Genomic DNA, 23,609 nt, shown 5'->3' with positions numbered 1-23,609 from the left:
TTACATGGCGGTTTAACTGTTACTCATTGAAGCAAAACATTTCATTCCCTGCTTCTTTCCCTTTTTCGCAAGCTATTGCCCTTAATTTTTTTGCTTTTGCTGGGTCGATAGCCACCGTTCCTGTGTTATCTTCAGAAAATCTAAATGCTGCCATCCATTCTGCATACCCAGGATAAGTCATCTCATTTACCTTATCAAACCATTGTTGTGCTTGCTTTTCATCTTTTGCGACGCCTTGGCCATCTAGGTAGATAACGCCAAGCAAAATTGGAGCAATAAAATAGTCTGGGTTATTTAGCGCGTTAACTTCATTGAGAAGTTCTATAGACTGTTGATAGTCCGTTTTACCTGCAATTGGGTTTATCAATGACTCTGCTAAACTGATTTTTCCACGTGTACTACCCATTTCAACCGCTTTAATCGCGTATTTACGTGCATCAACTAATTCCTGTGAAAAGTAACTATCACTTAATAGATTAATATCCGCTAATAACGCATAAGCATCTGCATTACCATTTTTTGCGGCTTCGTTTGCCCATAAACGCGCACTATTAAGATTTTGTAGAACACCTAAACCGGAAAAATACATTTGAGCCAGCTGATACTGAGCAAGGGTATCTTTCTTCGTTGCTTTTTGATGAGTTTGTACAAATTTTTGTTTATCTTCAGGGGTAATATCAAGTTGAGCGGTAGCTTGAAAAGAAAACGTAATGAGGGATGAAACGATAATAGCTTTATAAGAGTTTGATTTCATAATTATTCTCATGAAAGAAGTCAAAGCGCAGAGCCTTGGCCACCCCATTTTAAGAAGTATTGATATAAGTTATTCATTCCTACCCAATGGTTTTCACACCAGCTCGGGGCGAGTAACGTAGGTTTTCTTGCACTGGCACTAATACGGTGGTAGACAATGTCAGTCGGTGTATGACGCACCATTTCACCGGCAATTTGGGTATATTCATCAAGAGAAAGTGTTGCCAAGCGCCCTGCTCGCCAACTTTTTGCCATTACACTACCTTCAACAATATGTAACGGGTGAAGTTTGATGCCATCCGTTCCACACTCAAGTACTTTATCCAATGTTTGCATATTCATTTGGGCATTTTCACCGGGTAGCCCACAAATCAAATGCGTACAAACTTTTAATCCAAGACTACGCGCTTTTTGCGTTGTTTGTTGGTATGCATCAAAACCATGGCCGCGATTAATACGATGTAGCGTTTTATCATGAGCACTTTGTAAACCTAGCTCAAGCCATATTTCATAACCTTGTTGCTGATAACAACTCAATAAAGATAATACCGCGTCAGGAACACAATCAGGGCGCGTTCCAACACATAAACCAATAATATCAGCCTGTTGTAAAGCATCTTCATAGAGCTGTTTTAGCAGACTCACTTCTGCGTAAGTACTGGTATAGGCTTGGAAATAAGCTAAATAACGTTTTGCGCGGGAAATTCGGGTAATCTGTTGGTGAATTTGTTCACTGATGGTTTTAGAAGATTGGCTTTCATCGGCAAAAGAGGCCACATTACAAAAGGTGCAGCCGCCTCGCCCAAGGGTGCCATCACGGTTTGGGCAATTAAAACCACCATGTAAGGTAATTTTATAAATTTTTTCACCATATCGGCGCTGTAAATCAGCGCCGAACATAGAAACGACTTCGGTGAGCTGCATAAACCGTCTAACTTAGCGACTTGTATCTAACTCAGGGAAGCTTTTTACTACCTCGTCGATTGCTTTCATTTGCTTTAAGAATGGTTCTAGCTTATCTAATGGTAATGCTGATGGGCCATCGCAACGCGCGTTGTCTGGGTCTGGATGGGCTTCAAGAAATAACCCTGCGATCCCAACCGCCATTCCCGCTCTTGCCAGCTCAGCAACTTGACCACGACGGCCACCAGATGCGGCACCAAATGGGTCGCGGCATTGCAATGCGTGGGTTACGTCGAAAATGACAGGACAGCCTTTTGATGCTTGAACCATGACATTAAAGCCAAGCATATCAACAACTAGGTTGTCATAACCAAAGTTTGCGCCACGGTCGCAAAGAATAATTTTATCGTTACCACCTTCGATAAATTTCTCAACGATATTTCCCATTTGTCCTGGGCTGATAAACTGAGGTTTTTTGATATTAATTACCGCATCTGTTTTAGCCATTGCTGCAACTAAGTCCGTTTGACGGGCTAAGAACGCTGGTAATTGAATGACATCAACGACTTCGGCAACAGGGGCTGCTTGTGCTGGCTCATGAACATCCGTAATGATTTTTACGCCAAATGTTTGTTTCAACTCTTGGAATATTTTCATTCCTTCTTCAAGACCTGGACCACGGTAAGAGTGAATTGATGAGCGGTTAGCTTTATCAAATGACGCTTTAAATACGTAAGGAATCCCCAACTTTTGTGTCACTGTGACATAATGCTCACACACTTTCATCGCCATATCGCGAGATTCTAATACATTCATCCCACCAAATAACACAAACGGCAAGTCGTTCGCGACATTGATATCACCAATATTGACTACTTTCTGTTGCATACTCTTACCTTTAATATTGAAACAGGAAAATCGGCCTGTATGTTAATTAATGTAATACGACTGGATGGTTATCCAGCGAATAAATTTGTATTTTAATCATTTCAGAGACAGGGTCTTCTGGGCAATGTTCAATAAAATAATTGAGATCGCTCAATGCCACATGATTACAATCTAAGTGTGCAAGAATTAACCCTCTGTCACGAATTTCGTAAGGGTCTTCAGGATCAAGAGTCAAAAGCGTTTCACAAACCCGTAACGCTAACTCCATCTTTTTTTCTTCCATTAATGCAGCTTTGAGTGTGTCAAAAATTTTACGAATAACAATGCTGTTTTCTGCTGTCTCAAGTTGGTCGTAGTAAAATTCAGAAAAAGGATCAACGGTTCCTTTGAGCCACAAATTTAACGTGTGTAATGATAAAGACTCGCCATTTACAGGGTTAATAACCCATTGGCTGCCATCATTTCTTTCACTAATAAATAATAATTGAGTAGGGAAAATAGCGGGATAAATCGCAATATCAAGGCGTTCGGCAATATATAAAAAAATAGCACCGAGTGTCACTGGCGTACCTTGCTTAGATGACAATACTTTGTCTAGCCACAGCATATCCGATAACAAATAGATCCCTTCAGCTGGGCCAAATGACCACTCTTGGTAAAAAAGTGAGGCCAATTGCTGAATTTTTGTTTCGTTATCAGCGGTTAAATCGATACGAGACTTGGCCGATGAGACTAAGCTATCTAACTGAGCTTGCACTTTCATCAGCGGGAAATCATGACGGATACATTGTGAAACAGTCATGATCCCTTCACTTAAAGGGAGTTGATTAAATTCTATATTCGCTATGGTTTTCATTACATTCCCACTGCTATGCCACTTAACCATTCCATTGACCGAGTGAAATTCGCTCTCTTCCACCATAATCAAGACAGGTCTCAATTTTGGTGTACCCATGTACTTCAAATAAATCACGCACTGCAAGACCTTGTGTCCAGCCATGCTCAAGAAGCAACCACCCTTGATTTTTAAGATATTTTTTAGATTCTTGAATGATATGCATTAAATCAGCTAAGCCTTCATTCTTAGCCACTAGAGCGGTTAATGGCTCAAATCGCACATCACCTTCGCTGAGATGCGTATCATTTTCATCAATATAGGGTGGATTACTGATAATCATATCAAATTGTTGAATTGATAGTGAAGCAAACCAATTACTTTGTATAAAATTGACATTTGAAATATTCAAGCGCTGCTGATTTCGTTGTGCTAAAACAACTGCATCAGGGTTAAAATCAACACCGATAACCTGGCTTTGCGGCATTTCAGATGCCAAGGCTAGTGCAATTGCCCCAGTCCCAGTACCTAAATCTAAAATTTGATTTTTTTGCTCTGTTAACCTGGATAAGGCTTGTTCAACAATGCATTCGGTATCTGGCCGAGGTATTAATGTCGCAGGAGAGACGTAAAGAGGAAGGGACCAGAACTCACGTTCACCGATAATATAGGCAATAGGCTCACCTTTCTCACGGCGTTGCAAAAGACATTCAGCTTGTTGGCATTCTTCAGCGTTGAGTTCTGTCTCACCAAATGCAAAAAGATAGGTACGGCTGCGACCTGTGACATGCTCCAGTAAAATTTCAGCATCTCGCTTCGCGCTGTCACTTGCAGACAGCCGATTGACTGCCTGCTTGACCCATTCGATATACTGCATTATTCCTGCTCAGACAACGCAGAAAGTTGGTCTGCCTGGTATTCATTGATGATAGGTTGGATAAGTGAATCCAATTTTCCTTCCATCACTTCATCCAAACGGTATAACGTTAAGTTAATACGGTGGTCAGTTACTCGACCTTGCGGAAAATTATAGGTACGAATACGGTCAGAACGGTCACCAGAACCTAGCAGATTACGACGTTCAGATGCTTCTGCAGCTTGGCGTTTATCCATTTCGGCTTGGCGAATACGCGCACCTAATACAGACATCGCTTTCGCTTTGTTTTTATGCTGTGAACGTTCATCTTGGCACTCAACAACAATGCCTGTCGGAATATGGGTAATACGTATTGCGGAATCGGTGGTGTTAACGTGCTGCCCACCCGCACCCGATGAGCGGAAAGTATCAATACGTAAATCCGCAGGGCTGATTTCAGGTAATTCAGCTTCTGGCAGCTCAGGTAAAATCGCTACAGTACAAGCGGATGTATGAATACGGCCTTGAGATTCCGTTTCGGGAACACGTTGAACACGATGACCACCTGACTCAAATTTTAAGCGACCATAAACGCTATCACCGGAAATTTTCGCGATGACTTCTTTAAAACCGCCATGTTCGCCATCGCTCGTGCTCATTAATTCAACGCGCCAGCGGTTGTTTTCTGCATAACGGCTATACATACGGAATAAATCACCCGCAAAAATTGCCGCTTCGTCTCCCCCGGCACCCGCACGGATTTCAACGAAACAGTTATATTCATCATCAGGATCTTTTGGAAGCAGCAACAATTGTAATTGCTGTTCGAGCTCTTCATTGCGCGCTTTGGCTTCTTTAAGCTCTTCTTGAGCCATTTCTTTCATTTCAGGATCGTCTAACAACATTTCAGCTGTTTCGATGTCATCCTGTACTGTGCGCCATGCGCTAAAGCATTTAGCGACATCAGATAATTGGGCATATTCTTTTGATAAAGCACGAAAACGGTCTTGATCGGCAATTACACCTGCATCAGCAAGGTGCGCTTCAATTTCTTCGTAGCGTTCTTGTAATGCTTCTAGTTTTGCGACAATAGAAGGCTTCATTCGTTATATAAGACCTATGATTAAAATGTGGTTATTGATGGTCCAGCCCTAGGCTGTCCCTAAGTAGATTTAGACGCTCGACATCCCCATTACCTGCAGCTTGCTGCAAAGATTTGGTTGGAGCGTGAATAAGGCGGTTGGTTAATTGTTGCGATAATTGCATGATCACTTGCTCAGGGTCTGCACCTTGACGGATAGCGGTTAACGCTTTTTCAGTCATATTTGCCCGAATGGCCTCAGCTTGTTCTCTATAATCGCGAATTGTAGACACTGCCGCTTGTGAGCGCAACCAATCCATAAAGTGGCTACTTTCTTGCTCAACAATATATTCAGCTTCAACGGCTGCAGCTTTTCGCTGAGCAAGGTTCTGTGCAATGATAGATTCCAAATCATCCACAGTATAGAGATAAACATCTCTTAATTTTTCAACATCTTGTTCGATATCTCGAGGAACGGCAATATCAATTAATAACATCGGCTTACTACGACGTATTTTCATTGCACGTTCGACCATCCCTTTCCCTATAATAGGTAAAGGACTCGCCGTTGAACTAATGACAATATCAGCTTCCGCTAAACGGTTATCAATATCTGATAACGAAATGACTTGTGCATTGACCTCATTGGCCAATAACTCCGCCCGTTCACGTGTTCGGTTAGCTATCATCATTTTTTGTACGCCATGTTCACGTAAATGACGCGCCACAAGTTCAATTGTTTCCCCTGCACCCACTAACAAGATATTTAAATGTTTGAGTGATTCAAATATTTGGCGGGCAAGTGTACAAGCCGCAAATGCGACAGAAACTGCATTCGCGCCAATATCGGTTTCTGTGCGCACACGTTTTGCAACAGAAAACGATTTCTGGAAAAGACGCTCAAGTTCGCTCGATAACGAGTGGTTACCTTGTGAAAGCGCAAACGCCTTTTTGACTTGCCCTAATATTTGTGGTTCACCCAAAACAAGTGAGTCCAAGCCACTAGCGACACGCATTAGGTGACTCACCGCGCGGTCGTCTTGGTGCCAATAGAGACTCGGTTGTAAATCTTTTTGGGTTATACCATGAAAATCACACAGCCATTTTACTAGCTGTTCTTGAGCTTGTTCTTGCGATTCAAGGCTCAAATAAAGCTCAGTTCTATTACAGGTAGACAGCACAACACCACCATTCACTTGAGGCTGTTTGAGAAGTTCCTCAAGTGCATGGTCAATTTTTTCAGGACCAAACGTTACCCGCTCACGCAGGGCTACTGGTGCTGTTTTATGGTTGATACCTAAGGCTAATAAGGTCATTGTGCTTTACGACTTGCTCACATTGCTTACAGTGCTAATTATTTTCAGTTATGCTCGATGGGTATTTCCTACCAATTTAGCAATACTGTTATTTATATTGTTCTATTGTAGATGATCCGCGTCTCTCTTTCTACGGTTTGCATAAGCCTATCCTTCAGAAAGATGACCCACGCCAAAAAATAAACCGAAATAACAGACGTAATAGCGATTTTATCAGTCAAAACTGATCGTAATTTTATCGTTTATTTATACTATATAAAACTGATTATCAGCCATATCATTATAAACAATGATAAATTAACTGCGATAAGATGCATAGAGGATGCAATTATTTCGCACAGAAAGCAAATGGTGACGAGCTTGGATTGGTTTAATAGCCACTTTAGAAAACCATTCCCGCTGTCAATGCACTATGTTATTTGTATACAAACAGTAAATCACTTACAGATTTTTATCGGTTAGGTATATCATCGAGTGCAATAGATGACTCAGATAGCCATATCGCGCTAAACTAAACCTCTTTAAATGCAAGTAACTCAATAGAGACTGCTATCAGCGCCCAATACAACTTTGAGATTTGATATGCAATTAACTCAAGCTTTACCGTTTATGCACATAAATAAGCACTTTTTTCGCCTCTTACCACTTTCATGCGTCTTGCTAACTGCTTGCGTGACAACGTCACAAACAACCACGAAAGGAACCAGCTCCGCATCGGATGCTAAGTGGAAAGCACATCAACAAGAATTAAGTCAGTTACGTGACTACCAAACACGTGGCTCCTTTGCCTATAACGGAGGAGAAACAAAAACGTACGCTAAGTTTTTCTGGCAACAATATACACCGGAAAAATACCGTTTATTGTTAACCAACCCATTAGGTAGCCGCGAACTTGAACTTACCGTTGAACCTGATTTAGCTCGATTAACTACCAAAGATGGTCAAACCCATATGAGTGACGTGCCGAGCGAGTTAATTTATCAGCTCACTGGTATGGAAATCCCAATTGATGACCTAACCGCTTGGTTAACTGGCTCGCCCGGACGTGCAACAGATTTCACCTTAGATGAAAACCACTTGCTAAAAAGTGTTACGTTTAAAAGCAATGGTGAAACATGGCAGCTCAACTATATTTCCTATGACAGCAAAACAACACCAATGCTGCCAAACTATCTCGAGTTACGCCAAGGGGATAGACTTATCAAATTGAAAATGGATAGTTGGACACTGAAAAAATGACGTTAACATGGCCTTCTCCGGCAAAATTAAATCTTTTTTTGTACATCACCGGCCAACGCCCTGATGGCTACCACGAGTTACAAACTCTATTTCAATTTGTCGAATATGGCGATGAAATCACTATCACAACACGTGATGACGACCAGTTGAATTTATTGACGGATATGCAAGGGGTTCCCCCCGAAAAAAACCTAATTTTACGGGCTGCTAGATTATTACAATCCTATTGCCGCGATACGTTGCAACACAGTGGCCCACTAGGTGCCGATGTCCGTATTCATAAAATATTACCAATGGGCGGTGGTATTGGTGGAGGCTCATCAAACGCAGCAACTACCTTAATTGCGCTTAACGAACACTGGAAAACACAGATTTCTGATGAAGTCCTTGCGCAATTAGGCGCATCATTAGGAGCAGATGTTCCTGTGTTTGTTCGTGGGCATGCAGCTTTTGCCGAAGGGGTTGGTGATATTTTAACCAAAGCTTCCCCTAAAGAGAAATGGTATTTGGTGGCTCATCCCGGAATTGAAATATCAACCCCGATGATCTTCACAGATCCACAATTAAATCGAAATTCTCCAAAACGCTCCCTAGCCGCATTATTACTGGCTCCGTACGCAAATGACTGCGAACCAATCGCAAGAAAACGTTTTCGTGAGGTTGAACAGCTTGTTTCTTGGCTGTTAGAATATGCTCCGTCTCGCCTTACAGGAACAGGCGCATGTGTTTTTTCTGAATTTGAAACACAAGCGGATGCCCTGCAGGTGTTAAATAAAGCCCCATCGTGGGTGCAAGGGTTCGTCGCTCAAGGCGTTAACGTTTCCCCACTGCACAAGTTCCGCGCTGGGATAACCCGTGTATTGCACCAATAAGCCTTGTCGCTGTTGGTCAACAATATCTCTCTGGACGCAAGCCTGAGGTTTTTCTCGTGCCCGATATGAAGCTTTTTGCTGGTAACGCTACACCGGAACTAGCACAACGTGTTGCTAACCGCCTTTACACTAATCTTGGAGACGCGGCTGTTGGTCGTTTTAGCGACGGCGAAGTCAGTGTTCAAATTAATGAAAATGTTCGCGGTGGTGATATTTTTATCATCCAGTCAACTTGTGCACCAACCAACGATAACCTGATGGAACTGGTTGTTATGGTCGATGCCCTACGCCGTGCATCTGCTGGTCGTATTACCGCTGTTATCCCTTACTTCGGTTATGCAAGACAGGATCGTCGCGTACGTTCTGCCCGTGTACCAATCACCGCTAAAGTTGTTGCCGATTTTCTGTCAAGTGTAGGTGTAGACCGTGTGCTCACTGTCGATTTACACGCAGAGCAGATCCAGGGCTTCTTTGATGTTCCTGTGGATAATGTATTTGGTAGCCCTATTCTTCTGGAAGATATGTTACAGAAGAATTTGGAAAACCCAATCGTTGTATCTCCAGACATCGGCGGCGTGGTACGTGCTAGAGCTATCGCAAAACTCCTGAATGACACCGATATGGCCATTATTGACAAACGCCGCCCACGTGCGAACGTTTCTCAAGTCATGCATATCATTGGTGATGTTTCAGGTCGTGATTGCATCTTAGTGGACGATATGATTGATACCGGTGGTACGCTGTGTAAAGCAGCAGAAGCACTGAAAGAACGTGGTGCGAAGCGTGTATTTGCATACGCTACACACCCGATTTTCTCAGGTAATGCTGTAGACAACATCAAAAATTCAGTCATTGATGAAGTCATTGTTTGTGACACTATTCCTCTTTCTCCTGAAATCAAAGCGCTGAGCAATGTTCGCACCTTAACGCTTTCAGGTATGTTAGCTGAAGCTATCCGTCGTATTAGCAACGAAGAGTCAATTTCAGCAATGTTTGAACACTAATTCTCCAATATTGGATTTTAGCGTTCAACCGTGATGAAAAAGTCACAAAAAAATATAAGCCCCTGCAATGTCATTTGCAGGGGCTTTATGATTTTGGCAGAAAAAGCCACTGGGGCTCATTTTTATATTTTATCACCGATCATAGTGGTGATTTCACATTATGAAACGACAAAAATAGCCATCTAAAATAACTAACAATATTCACGACAAAAGAGCAAAATTCTTTGGGATTTCACTCTTCTTAATGCCTAATTATCAAACTCGTTCACCATTATCAGCAATTAATTGCTCTAGACTATTTATGTTATGGATAGCGGTGATTATCTCTGCGTGAATGATATTGTTGTTTCAATTGCCAGTAACGGTCTGCAACTTTTTCACGGCCGCCGATCCTAGCACCGACTAACCATACCATCGCACCGATAAAAATGCCGAATAAGGAACCGTTCGTGATAAGTTCTGAAAGGCCTAAGTTAACGATATGAGAGAATAAGTTGACACCGATACTCCCGATCATCAACACCATTCCGATTCCCATGAAGACATTACCAAGAAGATGAGCGCTTTTCCGTTTCATATATACCTCCAGTACCAGTAAACTGATAAGCAAGCATGTGTAAATAAATTCGGTCATACTTTATATTTATGTAATGATTATAGTGCATTAAGTAAAATTTTTTGCGATAGACATCACAAGGAAGGAAGTTAGCAAGAATATCTGTACAAAAAATGCTTTTCATCAAAAAATCAGAAAACCCGAATAGTTTATTAAGCAATTATAATCATAGTTACTTTATCCATCACAATTTTGTACATCCTGCATTTCACAAGGTAAACTAGGGCATTATTTTCATAACTGATAGTGAAATCACCACCGTGAGCAAAATTAAGTTAATTGTTGGACTTGCCAATCCGGGTGCTGAATATGCACAAACGCGCCATAATGCAGGTGCATGGTATGTTGATTTACTGGCTGAGCGCCATAATCAGCCATTGAAAGAAGAAGCAAAGTTTTTTGGTTATACCGCACGTATTAATATGGGCGGTAATGACATCCGTCTGCTGGTTCCAACCACATTTATGAACCTAAGTGGTAAGTCGGTTGCCGCTATAGCCAATTTTTATCGCATCAATCTCGATGAAATTTTAGTCGCCCATGATGAACTCGATTTACCCCCCGGTGTAGCTAAAATGAAATTAGGGGGCAGCAATGGCGGCCACAATGGGTTGAAAGATATTCAAAGTAAATTCGCCAATAACCCGAATTTTTATCGTTTACGCATAGGTATTGGCCACCCGGGTGATAAAAACAAAGTGGTTGGCTTTGTTTTGGGTAAGCCACCGTTATCTGAGCAAAAACTCATTGATGATGCAATTGATGAAGCGGCTAGGTGTACAGATATTCTGCTAGCAGACGGAATGGACAAAGCCATCAATCGTCTACATGGCTTCAAAGCAACTGCATAAGAGTTCATTTCATCCGAATCGACTTTTTGTGTATAATCAGCGCCAATTTCTAAACATTGGGTGCAGCGTATGTCTGCCCCTCGCTATTAAGGTGAGAAACATATGGGTTTTAAATGCGGTATCGTTGGTCTGCCTAACGTGGGTAAATCCACTCTGTTTAATGCATTGACCAAAGCCGGCATCGAAGCAGCCAACTTCCCTTTCTGTACAATTGAACCAAACACGGGTGTTGTGCCAATGCCAGACCCACGTCTTGATCAATTAGCTGAAATTGTGAAGCCACAGCGTATTTTACCAACTACGATGGAGTTCGTGGATATCGCGGGCTTAGTCAAAGGGGCATCTAAAGGTGAAGGCCTAGGTAACCAATTTTTAACGAATATCCGTGAAACCGAAGCCATTGGTCACGTTGTTCGTTGTTTTGAAAATGACAATATCATCCACGTTGCAGGCCAAGTTGACCCTGCCGCAGATATTGAAGTCATTAATACTGAATTAGCACTTGCTGACCTTGATACCTGTGAGCGCGCTATCCATCGTGTCCAAAAACGCGCAAAAGGTGGCGATAAAGACGCAAAAGCAGAATTAGAAGCATTAGAAAAATGTTTGCCGCACCTAGAGCAAGCAGGTATGTTGCGTACATTAGAGTTATCTAATGAAGATAAAGCCGCTATCCGCTACTTGAGCTTCTTAACATTAAAGCCAACGATGTACATTGCTAACGTTAATGAAGATGGTTTTGAAAATAATCCCTTCTTAGATGTGGTGTATAAAATTGCAGAAGCCGAAGGCTCTGTAGTTGTTCCCGTCTGTGCAGCGATTGAGTCTGATATTGCAGAACTTGAAGACGAAGAGCGCGATGAGTTTATGGCTGATTTAGGTATTGAAGAACCGGGTCTTAACCGTGTTATTCGTGCCGGCTATCAGTTATTAAACCTGCAAACTTATTTTACTGCTGGGGTGAAAGAAGTGCGTGCATGGACTATCCCTGTCGGTGCAACGGCACCACAAGCCGCAGGTAAAATCCATACTGACTTTGAAAAAGGCTTTATCCGTGCTCAAACTATCGCATTTGATGATTTTATCCAGTACCGTGGTGAGCAAGGCGCAAAAGAAGCCGGTAAAATGCGCGCAGAAGGTAAAGACTATATCGTTAAAGACGGCGATGTGCTGAACTTCTTGTTTAATGTGTAAGCCTACACTCTAGTCTCATACTGTTTCACAAAGTATCACTTAATAAGAAAATAGCATAAAATTCATGATATTAACTGGATTTTATGCTTTTTTATGTCTCATTAAGTTTCATAAAAGCTCGCGATTAAATGAGTACGTAACTGAGTACAATTTATTTATCTTCCCTTTTTAAGTGAGTATAATAATATCAACTTACATAACTCGTTGAACTCATTATGCTTACTGATACAAAATGCCGAACTGCAAAACCTAAAGAAAAACTTTATCGTATCAATGACTTCAACGGTTTGTACCTTGAAGTGAAACCTAATGGTAAAAAAGCATGGCGATTCCGTTTTCAAATAAATGGAAAATCAAGCATGCTTGCATTGGGCAACTACCCATTGGTAACACTAGCTGAAGCCAGATCTAAATGTGATGATGCCAGAAAACTCGTATCAGAAGGTATTAATCCAACACAAGCTAAGCAACTAGATAAGATTAGAAAAGCGAACGAATCTGCAAATACATTTCAAATCATCGCAAAAGAATGGTTGCAAATGAAAGATTGGGCTGATGTGACCAAATACCGTCGCCTTGATATGTTGGAGCGCATTGTATTTCCTTCTATCGGCACATTACCAATAAGAGAAATTACATCTCACCATATTCTCAAAATATTGCAACGTGAGGTTCAAAGAGGTGCTCCAACAGTTGCTGCTGAAGCTAAACGGACTATATCCTCGATTTTTGAATTTGCAGTTGCCACATTAAGAGCTGATAGTGATCCAGTATGGGCAATAAGAAAAGCTCTCCCAGCAAACAAAACACAACATAAAAAAGCCCTCACTACGGATCAAATAGGTCAACTACTCAATAACTTTGATAATAGCCGTGGCACCTTTCAACTGAACTATTGTATGTGGTTAATGTGGTGGACGCTTTCTCGTCCATCTGAAGTCGCTGAGGCTGAATGGTCTGAATTCGATCTTGATAATGCACTTTGGACTATCCCAGCTGAGCGTATGAAAGCACGAAGAGAACATATTGTTCCTCTGCCTACACAAGCTATTACGATTCTAAGATCTCTTTATGGTTTTACTGGTAACCGCAAACATTTATTTCCCGGTCGTGATTCTTGCCATAAACCAATGTCTACTAACTCGCTAAGGCAATTTCTTAAAACGAGAGGTTGGAGTGGTATATATAGCCCTCATGCAACACGTACAACAGGCAGCACACGATTAAATGAGTTAGGATATCGACCTGATGCTATCGAAGCACAATTAGCCCATATGGACTCAAATAGCGTTAGACGTTCATATAATCATGCAACTTATCTTGAAGATCGCAAAATCATGATGCAAGATTGGGCTGATAAACTCGATATTTGGGTAAAACGGGCCAACCTTGAATCAAATTCATGATGCATGGGTGTGTTAGCGTTGAAATATAACGATATTTATTAATTTTCCAGAAAAACCTATAATTTAACCTACACTTAATTAATCCGTTGATTTATAGGTAGTTATTATTTATTTGATGTTTTTAGCATTATAACGTACAAAATTCATACCCACACCATAAGAACACGCTTATATGAATAAATACGATGTGTTTAGCAGCGAAGGAAAATTTGCTGACGGATCTGATGAAGAGGTACTGGCTAACAAGCTGGGGCTTTCAAACGTTGATGATATCAATGATGCTGAGCTTGTCCTGTTAGAAAAACTGTATCAAGTCATTTTTGAAGAACAATTTCCCACTGAGCAAATTACCGTATCACTTATTCAGCGTTGGCACCGCCAATGGTTAGGGAATGTTTACGAGTGGGCTGGTCAGTTACGCACGGTGAATATTAGCAAGGGCGGCTTTATGTTTGCCCCTGCGGGTCGTGTTGCAAAGTTACTTGCTCAATTTGAAAAAGAGTTTCTAGCGAAGTACACACCCTGCACCAGTATGAGCCGAGAACAAGTCATAGAAGCTATTGCAACAGTACATGTGGAATTAATTCTGATACATCCGTTTAGGGAGGGTAATGGGCGCTTATCGCGTTTACTCGCGGATGTGATGGCAGTACAAGCAGGTTTCCAGCCACTAGACTATGAAAGTTGGACTCAACACCCCGAGCAGTACATCGCAGCAATCCACGCAGGGTTAAACCTTAACTATGAACCCATGAAATATTGGGTTAATGAAGCCTTAAAAGAAAACTAAATCGCCAGTTTCAAATGTCCAAACTTCTCACGTTTCGCTTTCATTTCTTCTTCAAGGCGACGGGACTCCTGCCCTGTTTCAATCGCTGTAGAGGTTGCTACCGAGCGAATAAGTTGAGTACGAGTTGGTTTTGTTGCTTGAATTAATTCATTCTTTTTCATGGTAGTCTCACTTCAAACTGGCGATAGTTCATTTTATCATCGTTAGTTTATATGACAACATAGAACACTTTTCTAATCAAAAATCTTACAGCACAACGTTATTTCGTTTCCGTCTGCTCTGAGCGAAGAGCAGACATTAACGCCGCGCTCTCCGGAATTCAGGGAGCGAAGCGAGTTAAATTTCCGAGTGAGGTGTTTTATGTTACGTATAATTAGCTAGTGGTATTTCATTTTTCTGTTGTCGAAAGCAGGCATTGTGCCCTCAAGCACATCGACTACCTTTCTATTTATTACACTACATTCGATAGCCCCAGATGTATAAGTAATTTTTTGTGCATTTTTCCTGTCGATTTCACAGTGAACGATTTGCTCCGCATCACAGACTACAGCTAAATTTGGATTATGAGTAACCATTATAATTTGTCGTTTTTGCTTAGCTTCGTTCAGTACTGGCACCAACAAACTAACAATCGTTTCGTTATCTAGGTTTTCTTCCGGTTGATCCAAGATAATAGGATTATTACCTTTATCTACCAGAAGATAGAAAATTAAAAGTAAAGAGCCTCTTTGTCCTGGGGAAAGCTGTTCTATATGAGCATCTTGAAACATCAGAGTGTATCTGGGTTTCAGATACTCCAAGTCGTATAAAAAGTCATAAACTTCACTTGCTGAACGTCCTTTACGTAATATCGACTCGATACCGACGGATCCACTCGAGGACTTTTCCAGCTTATCATGTAATTCGGATAGAAAATTAAGCAAAGACTTTTTATTGTTCAGGTCATACTTGTCTTTTAAATCTTTTATGACCGCTAAACTCTCAGATTCACCTCTAAATTCACCAGATGCTTGTTTGACAATCGAAAATAATTTATCAGCAATTAATTCTGTAGTAGTACTTAGTTCGGCTTTAAACTGTAACTTGTAATCATCCCTAATTAGCTTATTGTTATGAATAAGTTTCTGAACAGGGTGAAATAACTTTTCTCTATTAACTCTTTGCTCGTCTAGCAGCTCAAATATTTGAGCTGATTTAGCCAGTCTTTCATTTTGCAAGCTCTTTCTTTGCTCAGGCAACTTGTCTAACTGCTCTTTTCGGTTTTGCAGTCCATTTAGGCTATCTGGTAAGCCTCTATCCCCGAGCAAACCAATTCTCTTTTCTTCCCATTCTTTTAGTTTTTCTAGGTAATTTTGATAAGCTTGTTGAGGAGCATTTAATTTCAAGTTCAGAGGTTCACGATCCGATAAGAGTACCTGCTCACGTTCTTCAATGGCTTGATTTTCAGCTCTGATTTTAGCTTCTTGAGCGATCATAACATTATCAATATCTGCTATCCTTTGCTCATGTATTTTCAGAGTAATTATTTCCCTTATATCTAGCCCTAATAATTCAGCATCGTCATTAAATGTCGTGATGAATTGTTGTATTGACTTATTAACTACATCTATACCTTCACGAATATTTTTGCCAGCTTTTTTCTTGGCTGCTAACTTTGTTAACTCATTATGATTTTTCTCTTTTTTTGCTTTTATGTCGTTTAATTCATCCGCTATTTTAGCAAGACTATCAGAAGCAGATTTCTGCTCTTCTGACAATTCACTTCTTGGCTGGGATACCTCTTTAGGCTTTGTCTTGTTGTGTTCTTCCAGAAGCCTATTTTTCTGTAAAAGTAGCTCTTCTATTGCGCGCCTTGTTTCGGGCAGCATTTGCTTTTCAATAGAATATATTTGCTGATTAATACTATGTAATTCGCTTCTTAATGCCTCAATACGACTTCTTAGCGAGCGCTCTTGCTGCTCTATTAACTGATCAAAATCAAGCGCCCCCAAACGAACAGTATCATCAGCGTGAGAAAATATTACAGCACGAAGCTCTTTTTCAAACGCGTCCGATTTCCCAGATACATGAGCATTACAAAGCTCTTCAAAATGCCCTTGGGGGATATATTTAACTAGCTCTACACTTTCGATTGTTGGGTTATCATTTAGGTTTTTTTCCATCTTCTGACCATCAGCCCATGTAGACTCAGCCATGAAATGTTTAGCTGGCTCACCAGTTTTTCCTCTAAAACGATTCTCTTTCAAGAATGAAAAATGGTGGTTTTGCTTTGAGTTTCCTAGCAAAGCGGTGATATCCGCCAACGCGCTTTTACCACTTCCTTTATTTCCAATAATTGCTACTAAATCAGGATTTAAACTCAGCTCAGTTTTATTAAGCCACTCGTCAACAAGAACAGATCCTACAACTTTGTTTATTTCTATTTTATCAATAAACAGGCTTCTATTAGAATTGAGAAGTTTAATTTTAGGAGGTTGCTCTCCAATATACGAGCGCTTGGCAGGCTCTTTAATTGTTTGCAGTAGACCTTCGAAAGTTGGGTTGGCTTTAATCCAAGTGACTTTTCCAGATGGGTAATCTCCATAACCTCGTTTATCATTATTACCAAGCTCACCTACAAAACAGTGTGCATCACTTCCAGATACTGCCAGTCTCGGGATGTTGTTAAGAGCAGTTTGAAATTCATTAATCCAACCAGAGTTTTTATCTGTCTTTATTCCAGAAAATGCTTCCCATAGACTAATATTTCGCGTTTCGAAAATAGGAGATGATTTAAAGAGACCTAATACATATGCGTAGTGCTCATTTCTCTCTATTTCAGTGAGTCCATCACTGGTATCAAAAGGCATAAAACCAATTGCCCGATTATCTTTGACTTTAGAAATAGCTTGCTTATAGCTATCACAATTTAGCTCAGCCATTATTGAGCCTGCCGCCAAAGCATAAGAATCATCTTCTACGATTTTATCTTTATCCAAGGAGTGATGCTTCAGTTTATCGGCAGGAACAGAGCGAGCGTATTCTCTCAATGCGTTATTTGAAAGTTTTCTAGCAGGTTGACCGGGAAACTCTATTAGAAGGTCTGACATAAAGTCCATTAATTCTTGGTCATCAATTTTGTCAGAAAACAAAACGTGAGCATTCAGTCGCCCTTTCATTGGAGCCATTAACCGTAACTCAATGCCAGGGAAAACTGTCTTTTCTAACTTAGGTGCACCTGTTTGGGTGAGTCTACGCTTAAGAGCAAACCAACCATCAAATGTCCAATAATCCATAATCGCAAATACAGCTGGTTCCGCAGCATTTAAGGCATGAATCATTTCATCGACAAGAGCTATATTCTCAGGACAGTCGCGGTCAGCCTTAAATCGTTGTCCATTCCAGTGAAACGATGCAGGGGTATGTATATGAAGATCCCACTTCCGCCACTCAGAACCACGATTATATTTTAGAACCGTCATATAAAATCCTTATCATTCAACTAATGCTAAAAATAGATGTGCACGCATTGAGTATGCGTAAATTAATGTATGAGACACTACATCGCTTTTTCTAAACTTACAACATGTTATAGGCACAATTAATATTTGCATTTAGAATTAATGTGGGTGTATCTGTGTAACAGGCACCGGCGGTATTCTGGACAGGATTGGATATTTTCAGGGCTTAAGATTTGGTGATTAATTGAACTCACAGCACAGAACTGCCACTTAATTAAGTATGATTCTGTGCCATGGAGATAGTACCAGCCAATCCCCCAAATTAATTTTAATTCCGATTTACTACTAGCAGCTATGCTTGCAGTCAATCTCCAAATACTCGTGTTTCCAATCACCATCAAGCTCATGTAAGCTCACAAATCCATCGTGTTCTAGTGCACAGACACCGTTGTGCGAGCTTACATAATCATAAACTGCCCTGCTCTCTAAGCCTTGAATCATATGGGCGAGTAGCTTACGTCGCATCACATCACGACGCCACGCCTTCCACTCCCCATTTTTTGTTTTTCGCTTTGTGGTATTGAATGGCTGCCCAACCGCATTCACGACAGAAAGCCCATACCTATTCCCCTTTCCTATTTTTAGATACTCGTCAAGGAGCTGATTTATGCTTTCCCATAGCTCTGTTGTCTCTAATTTCCAATGTTCCAGTATTTCTGATACATAATCGTTGGAATAGAGCTTTTGTAGCTTTTTCACCATACTTCCCTTCGCTGACAAACTGACAGAGCCTGCGTTAAATATAGTACCGTAGCGGATAGTTTTAACGAGATTATCATCTACCCCTAGCGTGTCTTTGATAAAGTCGGTTTCTAATACTGATAGCGAATCGGTGCTAATACCGTATTTCTTGAACTGTTGCTCTAGAATAGCCAATTGGCACCCTTTAATATCATAATTGTACCCGTTGGCTAAACATGCCCATTTCATCTTGCTGGGTAAATATTGAAAACCTGTACCTATCTCAAAAGAACGGCTACCCACTTTGGCTGTTTTATACGCTTGTCGATACTCAACGATTAGCGGCATTTCACTCATCACCTTGACGCCCACATCCATCAAATGAGAGATAAAATTAAAATAAAAGCTCTTATTCTTTGCAGTAGGATGGTCATTACAATATTCTTGTAGTTTATCAAGGTTGATCGGTAATGCTTCGAGTTGTTGATACACACCGATAATACGCTGTCTAAAATTGGCATTTTCGATGGCTCGTTTCGATGTTTTATGCTTAGGAGGCTTTACATTATAAGAGCTTTTTAACATCAATTCATACAGTGTTTCGGGTTTCTTACGCTTATCAAAAATATTCGTCAAATAGGTATAGCGATCTGTACGTTTAAGATAATCCTTTCGTTTACCGGGAAATAAGGCTTTAAGGACACTTTTAGATAAAGCAAATTCTCGGCACTTATGGATTCCATAGCTATGTTGGATAATCTTAATAATTTTAGCTTGTTCTAAGCACTCTAAGCCGCGTTCTATGCCTAAATCGCGACTTTGCTTAAAAATCATAGGGAATTTCTCTTTCCCCAGTTCAGCGGAAAATGGCACAGAGTACGTCCACTTTTTATCTCCTTTAAACCTCGCTTTTTTCTTCGTATTTTTGCTAACCGTCGCACTACAGATAATATGCTGTAAGAATAAGGCAATTTCACTGTAATATTGAGGTTTATGACGTTGATCGACGGTATTATCAAAAGGAACGCTCAAAACAATCGCTTTATAGGCTTCAACTGTAGCTTCTGTGACAAGAATGTTATCTTTGGTGATATATGCTGCTGTCATTTCAATTTACCATGTTGTTAATAGTAAATTGAATTACGCAAATGCATTTTTAATGGGGTTACCGCTACCCCCATTTTTTAGTAGATGATTAGAAAAACCGAGAAAGCGTCAAATACCCGTGCCAGCTACTCAAAGCGATCAGTTAAGACCAACAACTCGCGGTCTAGGCGAAAATAGCTAATCCCAATATCCCCATACTATAGCCATATATAGATAGCGTTATTATTCATACACATTATGCTTATGATGCTTGCTAAACTTGCTGTTATGCTGGTAACCAGCATTGATATATATTCATAATATTGTTATATGTTGAGCCGCCACACTATACTGCCGCAGCGACCCAACACCATCACCCTAAATGCGGGTTATTAATACCCGTGTTTGAGAGCCCACTTTTCACGTAAACTCTTCTGCCAAAGAGCTGGAACTCCGAGAATGCCGAGCTTCTCAACCAATAAATGAAAGTCGCACCAAATTTCATCTTTATCGAAAAGATCAAATTGATTGCTTTTCAATCTATTGTCTAGACGTTTAAAGATTTTTTTAACCTCATTTGGGTAGGTTTCCTTCACATAATCGCGTAACTCAGGTAATGTCTTGTTCGACAGTAGCGACTCCCAATCTAAATCCCCTTCTTTGGTGCGCAATGGCTTTTTATAGAAACCAATACGTTCCAACAAATTGTGAAGATTGCGAATATCTCGTAATAATAACGCTTTACTTCTCGGTTTATAACGAACTTCTAAGCGCAGGAAACGACGGTAATTCTGTATTTCGCGCCAATTAGCGGTTATCAGTTGTATGTCGCCATCACTAAGAGAGTCTAAATCATCACCAACATCCAGCTTCTCATAGCACGCGGCATGATACTCTGATTTATTGCTACCAAGCCGTTGCCCTTGAAACTCGTCTTCACTTGAGTAACGTTCGCCACAACATGCCCCCTTAAAACCAATATGATAGTCTGAGAGACGCATATCATATATGTCTAAAGCATAATCAATGCGAGTCACCCATGCGCTTTTCAATATTTTATATAGATACTTACCTAGGCGCTTCTTCTTTCCTAAATAAAGAACTAATTTATTAATATCATCAAAAGAAAAATGTTGAGGACTGAATTCAAATCTAACAGCACCTCTTCCTTGATATTTATCTGTTTTCTTGAAATCGATTTCAGTCGGCATATAATAAATCATAAATGCTTGCTTCGGATTATATTTGTTTTTTATTTTAATTTGATAGCGATACAATTTCTTAATATATTTACTTTTCGTTTTTCGTCTTTTCATTGAATAAATAGGATTACCTTTCATCTTATTTAGCCTATCGAACAATTCATCGGTATCATCAATTTCAAGATCACCTACAATGCTAAGTTTATCTATCCTTTGCATCATTTCGTAATGACCTAATTCATGAGGAATAGCAATTGATTTCTTCAAATTATCAAGCTTCTCTTTAGAGATAGACATAGCTACCTCCATTACTCACTTGTTCACTATTACTCTGTATATCATAATATAAAGGGGCTAACGCAGGCTTACAGAGCAGCATAGTTATTGCCCCCCTTTTTTTACGCATTTTTCATACCACTGATTTATTTGACTAGCTTTCCAACGAACCGAGCGCCCAGATGCAGTCAATGAATATTGCGCAGGAAAATCCCCCGCCTTAATCCAACGGTATAAGGTCGCGCGTGAAACCTGAGTGATTTCTAAAACTTGTTTGAGAGTCAAAAATGTATCTTGTTGCATAACTAATCCTTAATCGTAATGCATCACGACGATGCGATTAGTTTTTACAACCTCTCAGGCCAAGGACTTTGTGACGGTCACAAAAATCAAAAAGTTAAATTAAGTGACGGTCACAGTGATCTTCTGAAATAAATCTGCTAAAATTTTTTAAAACTTTAGTGACTGTCACAAGAAATCAAGTCTTCTATAAATTATGACAGTCACAATTACTGGTGTACTTTTAGTAAGTCACTGAAACATTGAATGACAGTCACAAAGGAAATTCGTTATGGCAAACCCAAGAAAAGGCAAAAAGAAAGATGATCGCGAAAGAGCGGAAGAAAGCAGAAATAACAGGAAGGAGGATTTAGGTCCACCATTTACCATTAATATGCAAGATAAAAATAAAACAAGATTAAGGGAAATCTGTGTTTATTTTGGACATAATGGAATGATGGAAAGAGAAAAAGCCACAGGACGAATTTTCAGTCAAACAATTATGAATGTTGTCGACTACTATTATATTACCTCAATCATTAACCCTAAAAATGAAAACAAAAAATTATTAATAAAAACATTTAAAATTATCTGGAAGCTTGCTACTTTTAAAAATAACAATTTAGTTCTTAAATATAAACACTTACTTATTATTAAGAATAAAAATCTTGATGAGAAAATCAGTCTCATAAAAAATGAAAAAGAGAGAAAAAAAGTTGAAGAAATACTGAAATTAATCGCAAAAAAAATGACTGAAAAAGGATATTATATCCCTCCATATTTATTTAATAATAAGTTTAATGGAAGAGGTAAAAACGAATGGGAACCTAAGGATGTTTTATATTTATTAGATACTCAAGATGTTATCAGTAAAATACAAAAAATGTAAAAGCTATCTACTTATAAAGGTGATATTTCAACCCAATATAATGATTCACTATACAACCGCCGTACCTTGTTACCCCTTAATCCATAACGGGCGCGGCTCACTCTTTCTTGCTGGTGGCTATCAAAGAAATAGAGATATTCACTATCCATACGCTCCACCAGCGACCAATGCCACTGATCACCCAGAAGGATAAGCCGACGTGACGTTGTATGAGCGTCTAAGAATACCTGACAAGCAGACAGTATTTTTTGTGTGGTCAATCCATCTTTGTAACGAAATGGCGTGGTGACGTGTAGAGGGGCTTGTGATGGGTATTTTGAGGTTAGGCGCTTAATCAAGTAATCCATTTCAGGAATATCAATACCTTGGGTTAAACACTTGTACAGTGACCAGTATTCGCTGTATTCACGCAAAAGATAATTAAATAACGGGCGGGGCTTAATGCGGTCGCCATAGAACCATGTACTCATATTCACCAGACTGTAAATCCCACAGAGGCAATCTAAATCCCCTTGCTTGGACGGTATCAACATCAACTCAAACCTTCTATTGATTGTACTGTACTTAATGGAATCACCAGCGCTGGTATTATTTTTTAATTAATTAGTGGGTTTCCCACTGAATACTGACTTCATAACATTTCATTTTGTGGTATTGAATAAAATTACGTTGCCACAGTTCAAACAGTGCTCCGCCCTCTTCTTCATCAATATCCCCCATCATAAAATGATAAACATAACCTTGCGACCAACAAATATCGAGTTCCTTTTCAAGCTCAGGATAATAGTTCCCCATGAATGAAAAATCAGTCACATAATCAAACTGCCATTGCTCATGCTGCCGCAACAAACGTATTTCGACAGGATGGAAGCCGCCTGTTTCAGCACTATACAATGGGTCTCGAAAATTTAAGGTAACCGCCCGAATAAGAGTTAAATCAATCGCTGAGTTAATGACTGAATTATCCAGTTCATTTAATAACAATTGGCTAAATACTTGTGCGATAGGCAAGCGTAGCCCTGACTGATGAATAGTCATATAAAGCTGCCTTTAAATAAAAAAGTGGAAATAAACTGTTAAGCACAGCCCAAT

General features: G+C 40.0%; 23 protein-coding genes. 8 read left to right on the top strand and 15 right to left on the bottom strand.

The annotated features are described in order from the left end of the window. Window positions 1-19: 19 nt before the first annotated feature. Genes PR683_RS03345 through hemA form a run of 7 tightly spaced genes read right to left on the bottom strand, consistent with a single transcriptional unit; the run spans window position 20 to window position 6,632 of the window. Window positions 20-754 carry a tetratricopeptide repeat protein gene (locus PR683_RS03345; RefSeq protein ID WP_272581671.1) on the bottom strand — a complete coding sequence of 245 codons (735 nt, stop codon included), beginning with the start codon at window positions 752-754 and terminating at the stop codon, window positions 20-22. Window positions 755-774: 20 nt separating this feature from the next. After that, complete coding sequence (locus tag PR683_RS03340; protein WP_004910623.1) at window positions 775-1,677, bottom strand: TIGR01212 family radical SAM protein; 903 nt, start codon at window positions 1,675-1,677, stop codon at window positions 775-777. Between the two features lie 12 nt (window positions 1,678-1,689). Next, complete coding sequence (kdsA, locus tag PR683_RS03335; RefSeq protein WP_004255137.1) at window positions 1,690-2,544, bottom strand: 3-deoxy-8-phosphooctulonate synthase; 855 nt, start codon at window positions 2,542-2,544, stop codon at window positions 1,690-1,692. A gap of 46 nt (window positions 2,545-2,590) precedes the next feature. Beyond that, window positions 2,591-3,400, bottom strand: a complete 810-nt coding sequence (sirB1, locus tag PR683_RS03330) for an invasion regulator SirB1 (protein ID WP_109911300.1) — start codon at window positions 3,398-3,400, stop codon at window positions 2,591-2,593. 22 nt (window positions 3,401-3,422) lie between these two features. Further along, the gene (gene prmC, locus PR683_RS03325) at window positions 3,423-4,256 is read right to left on the bottom strand and encodes a peptide chain release factor N(5)-glutamine methyltransferase (protein ID WP_004910612.1); all 834 of its coding nucleotides are present in this window, start codon (window positions 4,254-4,256) and stop codon (window positions 3,423-3,425) included. After that, the gene (prfA, locus tag PR683_RS03320; protein ID WP_004264135.1) at window positions 4,256-5,338 is read right to left on the bottom strand and encodes a peptide chain release factor 1; all 1,083 of its coding nucleotides are present in this window, start codon (window positions 5,336-5,338) and stop codon (window positions 4,256-4,258) included. The genes prmC and prfA overlap by 1 nt, the downstream gene beginning before the upstream one ends. A 31-nt stretch (window positions 5,339-5,369) precedes the next feature. Further along, the gene (hemA, locus tag PR683_RS03315) at window positions 5,370-6,632 is read right to left on the bottom strand and encodes a glutamyl-tRNA reductase (RefSeq protein WP_004910608.1); all 1,263 of its coding nucleotides are present in this window, start codon (window positions 6,630-6,632) and stop codon (window positions 5,370-5,372) included. Between the two features lie 582 nt (window positions 6,633-7,214). Between hemA and lolB the strand changes: the two genes are divergently transcribed. The 3 genes from lolB to prs are packed head-to-tail and all read left to right on the top strand — an operon-like array spanning window position 7,215 to window position 9,747. Next, a complete protein-coding gene (lolB, locus tag PR683_RS03310) occupies window positions 7,215-7,871 on the top strand; it encodes a lipoprotein insertase outer membrane protein LolB (protein WP_004910605.1) in 657 nt (218 codons plus the stop codon). Beyond that, window positions 7,868-8,743, top strand: coding sequence for a 4-(cytidine 5'-diphospho)-2-C-methyl-D-erythritol kinase (ispE, locus tag PR683_RS03305; protein WP_272571251.1), 876 nt, complete (start codon window positions 7,868-7,870; stop codon window positions 8,741-8,743). The genes lolB and ispE overlap by 4 nt, the downstream gene beginning before the upstream one ends. A gap of 56 nt (window positions 8,744-8,799) precedes the next feature. Continuing rightward, window positions 8,800-9,747: a ribose-phosphate diphosphokinase gene (gene prs / locus PR683_RS03300; RefSeq protein ID WP_004910604.1), complete on the top strand. Its 948-nt coding sequence runs from the start codon at window positions 8,800-8,802 to the stop codon at window positions 9,745-9,747. Between the two features lie 304 nt (window positions 9,748-10,051). Here prs and ychH read toward each other — a convergent pair whose 3' ends face one another. Then, window positions 10,052-10,324 carry a stress-induced protein YchH gene (gene ychH, locus PR683_RS03295; RefSeq protein ID WP_004910602.1) on the bottom strand — a complete coding sequence of 91 codons (273 nt, stop codon included), beginning with the start codon at window positions 10,322-10,324 and terminating at the stop codon, window positions 10,052-10,054. A gap of 299 nt (window positions 10,325-10,623) precedes the next feature. Here ychH and pth point away from each other — a divergent pair, with 299 nt between their 5' ends. From pth to PR683_RS03275, 4 genes are all read left to right on the top strand, one after another. Further along, complete coding sequence (pth, locus tag PR683_RS03290) at window positions 10,624-11,214, top strand: aminoacyl-tRNA hydrolase (protein WP_004910601.1); 591 nt, start codon at window positions 10,624-10,626, stop codon at window positions 11,212-11,214. Window positions 11,215-11,316: 102 nt separating this feature from the next. Next, window positions 11,317-12,408: a redox-regulated ATPase YchF gene (ychF, locus tag PR683_RS03285; RefSeq protein WP_004910600.1), complete on the top strand. Its 1,092-nt coding sequence runs from the start codon at window positions 11,317-11,319 to the stop codon at window positions 12,406-12,408. Between the two features lie 215 nt (window positions 12,409-12,623). Continuing rightward, entirely contained in the window at window positions 12,624-13,814 is a 1,191-nt protein-coding gene (locus tag PR683_RS03280; RefSeq protein WP_166686497.1) for a tyrosine-type recombinase/integrase, read from the top strand. A gap of 172 nt (window positions 13,815-13,986) precedes the next feature. Then, on the top strand, window positions 13,987-14,604 hold the full coding sequence (locus PR683_RS03275; RefSeq protein ID WP_196723366.1) for a Fic/DOC family protein: 618 nt from the start codon (window positions 13,987-13,989) through the stop codon (window positions 14,602-14,604). Here PR683_RS03275 and PR683_RS03270 read toward each other — a convergent pair. The 5 genes from PR683_RS03270 to PR683_RS03250 form a co-directional block, all read right to left on the bottom strand. Beyond that, window positions 14,601-14,765 (bottom strand): hypothetical protein, encoded by a 165-nt coding sequence (locus PR683_RS03270; RefSeq protein WP_166185107.1) that lies wholly within the window; start codon window positions 14,763-14,765, stop codon window positions 14,601-14,603. The two genes, PR683_RS03275 and PR683_RS03270, sit on opposite strands and share 4 nt — an antisense overlap. A 216-nt stretch (window positions 14,766-14,981) precedes the next feature. Then, on the bottom strand, window positions 14,982-18,065 hold the full coding sequence (locus tag PR683_RS03265) for a TrlF family AAA-like ATPase (protein WP_161769673.1): 3,084 nt from the start codon (window positions 18,063-18,065) through the stop codon (window positions 14,982-14,984). A gap of 324 nt (window positions 18,066-18,389) precedes the next feature. Then, complete coding sequence (locus tag PR683_RS03260; protein WP_226891791.1) at window positions 18,390-19,892, bottom strand: hypothetical protein; 1,503 nt, start codon at window positions 19,890-19,892, stop codon at window positions 18,390-18,392. A 371-nt stretch (window positions 19,893-20,263) separates the two neighbouring features. Next, window positions 20,264-21,370 carry a hypothetical protein gene (locus PR683_RS03255; protein WP_196723364.1) on the bottom strand — a complete coding sequence of 369 codons (1,107 nt, stop codon included), beginning with the start codon at window positions 21,368-21,370 and terminating at the stop codon, window positions 20,264-20,266. An 84-nt stretch (window positions 21,371-21,454) separates the two neighbouring features. Continuing rightward, a complete protein-coding gene (locus PR683_RS03250; RefSeq protein WP_048608170.1) occupies window positions 21,455-21,652 on the bottom strand; it encodes a helix-turn-helix transcriptional regulator in 198 nt (65 codons plus the stop codon). 268 nt (window positions 21,653-21,920) lie between these two features. Between PR683_RS03250 and PR683_RS03245 the strand changes: the two genes are divergently transcribed. Then, a complete protein-coding gene (locus tag PR683_RS03245) occupies window positions 21,921-22,517 on the top strand; it encodes a hypothetical protein (protein ID WP_048608172.1) in 597 nt (198 codons plus the stop codon). 11 nt (window positions 22,518-22,528) lie between these two features. Here the strand turns inward: PR683_RS03245 and PR683_RS03240 are convergent, their stop codons facing one another. Then, window positions 22,529-23,050: a hypothetical protein gene (locus PR683_RS03240; protein ID WP_196723363.1), complete on the bottom strand. Its 522-nt coding sequence runs from the start codon at window positions 23,048-23,050 to the stop codon at window positions 22,529-22,531. A gap of 70 nt (window positions 23,051-23,120) precedes the next feature. Continuing rightward, entirely contained in the window at window positions 23,121-23,555 is a 435-nt protein-coding gene (locus PR683_RS03235; RefSeq protein ID WP_166686489.1) for a DUF2787 family protein, read from the bottom strand. Between the last annotated feature and the right edge of the window lie 54 nt (window positions 23,556-23,609).

The sequence above is a fragment of the Providencia sp. PROV269 genome, from assembly GCF_028477785.1.
Taxonomy (GTDB): domain Bacteria; phylum Pseudomonadota; class Gammaproteobacteria; order Enterobacterales; family Enterobacteriaceae; genus Providencia; species Providencia rettgeri.
This window is presented reverse-complemented; position numbering and strand designations above follow the sequence as displayed.

Excerpts from the sequence above, each read along its gene's own strand:
- prfA (WP_004264135.1), bottom strand. The coding sequence starts at position 5,338 with ATGAAGCCTTCTATTGTCGCAAAACTAGAAGCATTACAAGAACGCTAC.
- kdsA (WP_004255137.1), bottom strand. The coding sequence starts at position 2,544 with ATGCAACAGAAAGTAGTCAATATTGGTGATATCAATGTCGCGAACGAC.
- PR683_RS03260 (WP_226891791.1), bottom strand. The coding sequence starts at position 19,892 with ATGACAGCAGCATATATCACCAAAGATAACATTCTTGTCACAGAAGCT.
- PR683_RS03280 (WP_166686497.1), top strand. The coding sequence starts at position 12,624 with ATGCTTACTGATACAAAATGCCGAACTGCAAAACCTAAAGAAAAACTT.
- ychF (WP_004910600.1), top strand. The coding sequence starts at position 11,317 with ATGGGTTTTAAATGCGGTATCGTTGGTCTGCCTAACGTGGGTAAATCC.
- PR683_RS03250 (WP_048608170.1), bottom strand. The coding sequence starts at position 21,652 with ATGCAACAAGATACATTTTTGACTCTCAAACAAGTTTTAGAAATCACT.
- PR683_RS03340 (WP_004910623.1), bottom strand. The coding sequence starts at position 1,677 with ATGCAGCTCACCGAAGTCGTTTCTATGTTCGGCGCTGATTTACAGCGC.
- sirB1 (WP_109911300.1), bottom strand. The coding sequence starts at position 3,400 with ATGAAAACCATAGCGAATATAGAATTTAATCAACTCCCTTTAAGTGAA.
- PR683_RS03270 (WP_166185107.1), bottom strand. The coding sequence starts at position 14,765 with ATGAAAAAGAATGAATTAATTCAAGCAACAAAACCAACTCGTACTCAA.
- PR683_RS03235 (WP_166686489.1), bottom strand. The coding sequence starts at position 23,555 with ATGACTATTCATCAGTCAGGGCTACGCTTGCCTATCGCACAAGTATTT.
- prmC (WP_004910612.1), bottom strand. The coding sequence starts at position 4,256 with ATGCAGTATATCGAATGGGTCAAGCAGGCAGTCAATCGGCTGTCTGCA.
- ychH (WP_004910602.1), bottom strand. The coding sequence starts at position 10,324 with ATGAAACGGAAAAGCGCTCATCTTCTTGGTAATGTCTTCATGGGAATC.
- PR683_RS03240 (WP_196723363.1), bottom strand. The coding sequence starts at position 23,050 with ATGTTGATACCGTCCAAGCAAGGGGATTTAGATTGCCTCTGTGGGATT.
- ispE (WP_272571251.1), top strand. The coding sequence starts at position 7,868 with ATGACGTTAACATGGCCTTCTCCGGCAAAATTAAATCTTTTTTTGTAC.
- PR683_RS03275 (WP_196723366.1), top strand. The coding sequence starts at position 13,987 with ATGAATAAATACGATGTGTTTAGCAGCGAAGGAAAATTTGCTGACGGA.
- PR683_RS03255 (WP_196723364.1), bottom strand. The coding sequence starts at position 21,370 with ATGTCTATCTCTAAAGAGAAGCTTGATAATTTGAAGAAATCAATTGCT.
- PR683_RS03265 (WP_161769673.1), bottom strand. The coding sequence starts at position 18,065 with ATGACGGTTCTAAAATATAATCGTGGTTCTGAGTGGCGGAAGTGGGAT.
- lolB (WP_004910605.1), top strand. The coding sequence starts at position 7,215 with ATGCAATTAACTCAAGCTTTACCGTTTATGCACATAAATAAGCACTTT.
- PR683_RS03345 (WP_272581671.1), bottom strand. The coding sequence starts at position 754 with ATGAAATCAAACTCTTATAAAGCTATTATCGTTTCATCCCTCATTACG.
- hemA (WP_004910608.1), bottom strand. The coding sequence starts at position 6,632 with ATGACCTTATTAGCCTTAGGTATCAACCATAAAACAGCACCAGTAGCC.
- PR683_RS03245 (WP_048608172.1), top strand. The coding sequence starts at position 21,921 with ATGGCAAACCCAAGAAAAGGCAAAAAGAAAGATGATCGCGAAAGAGCG.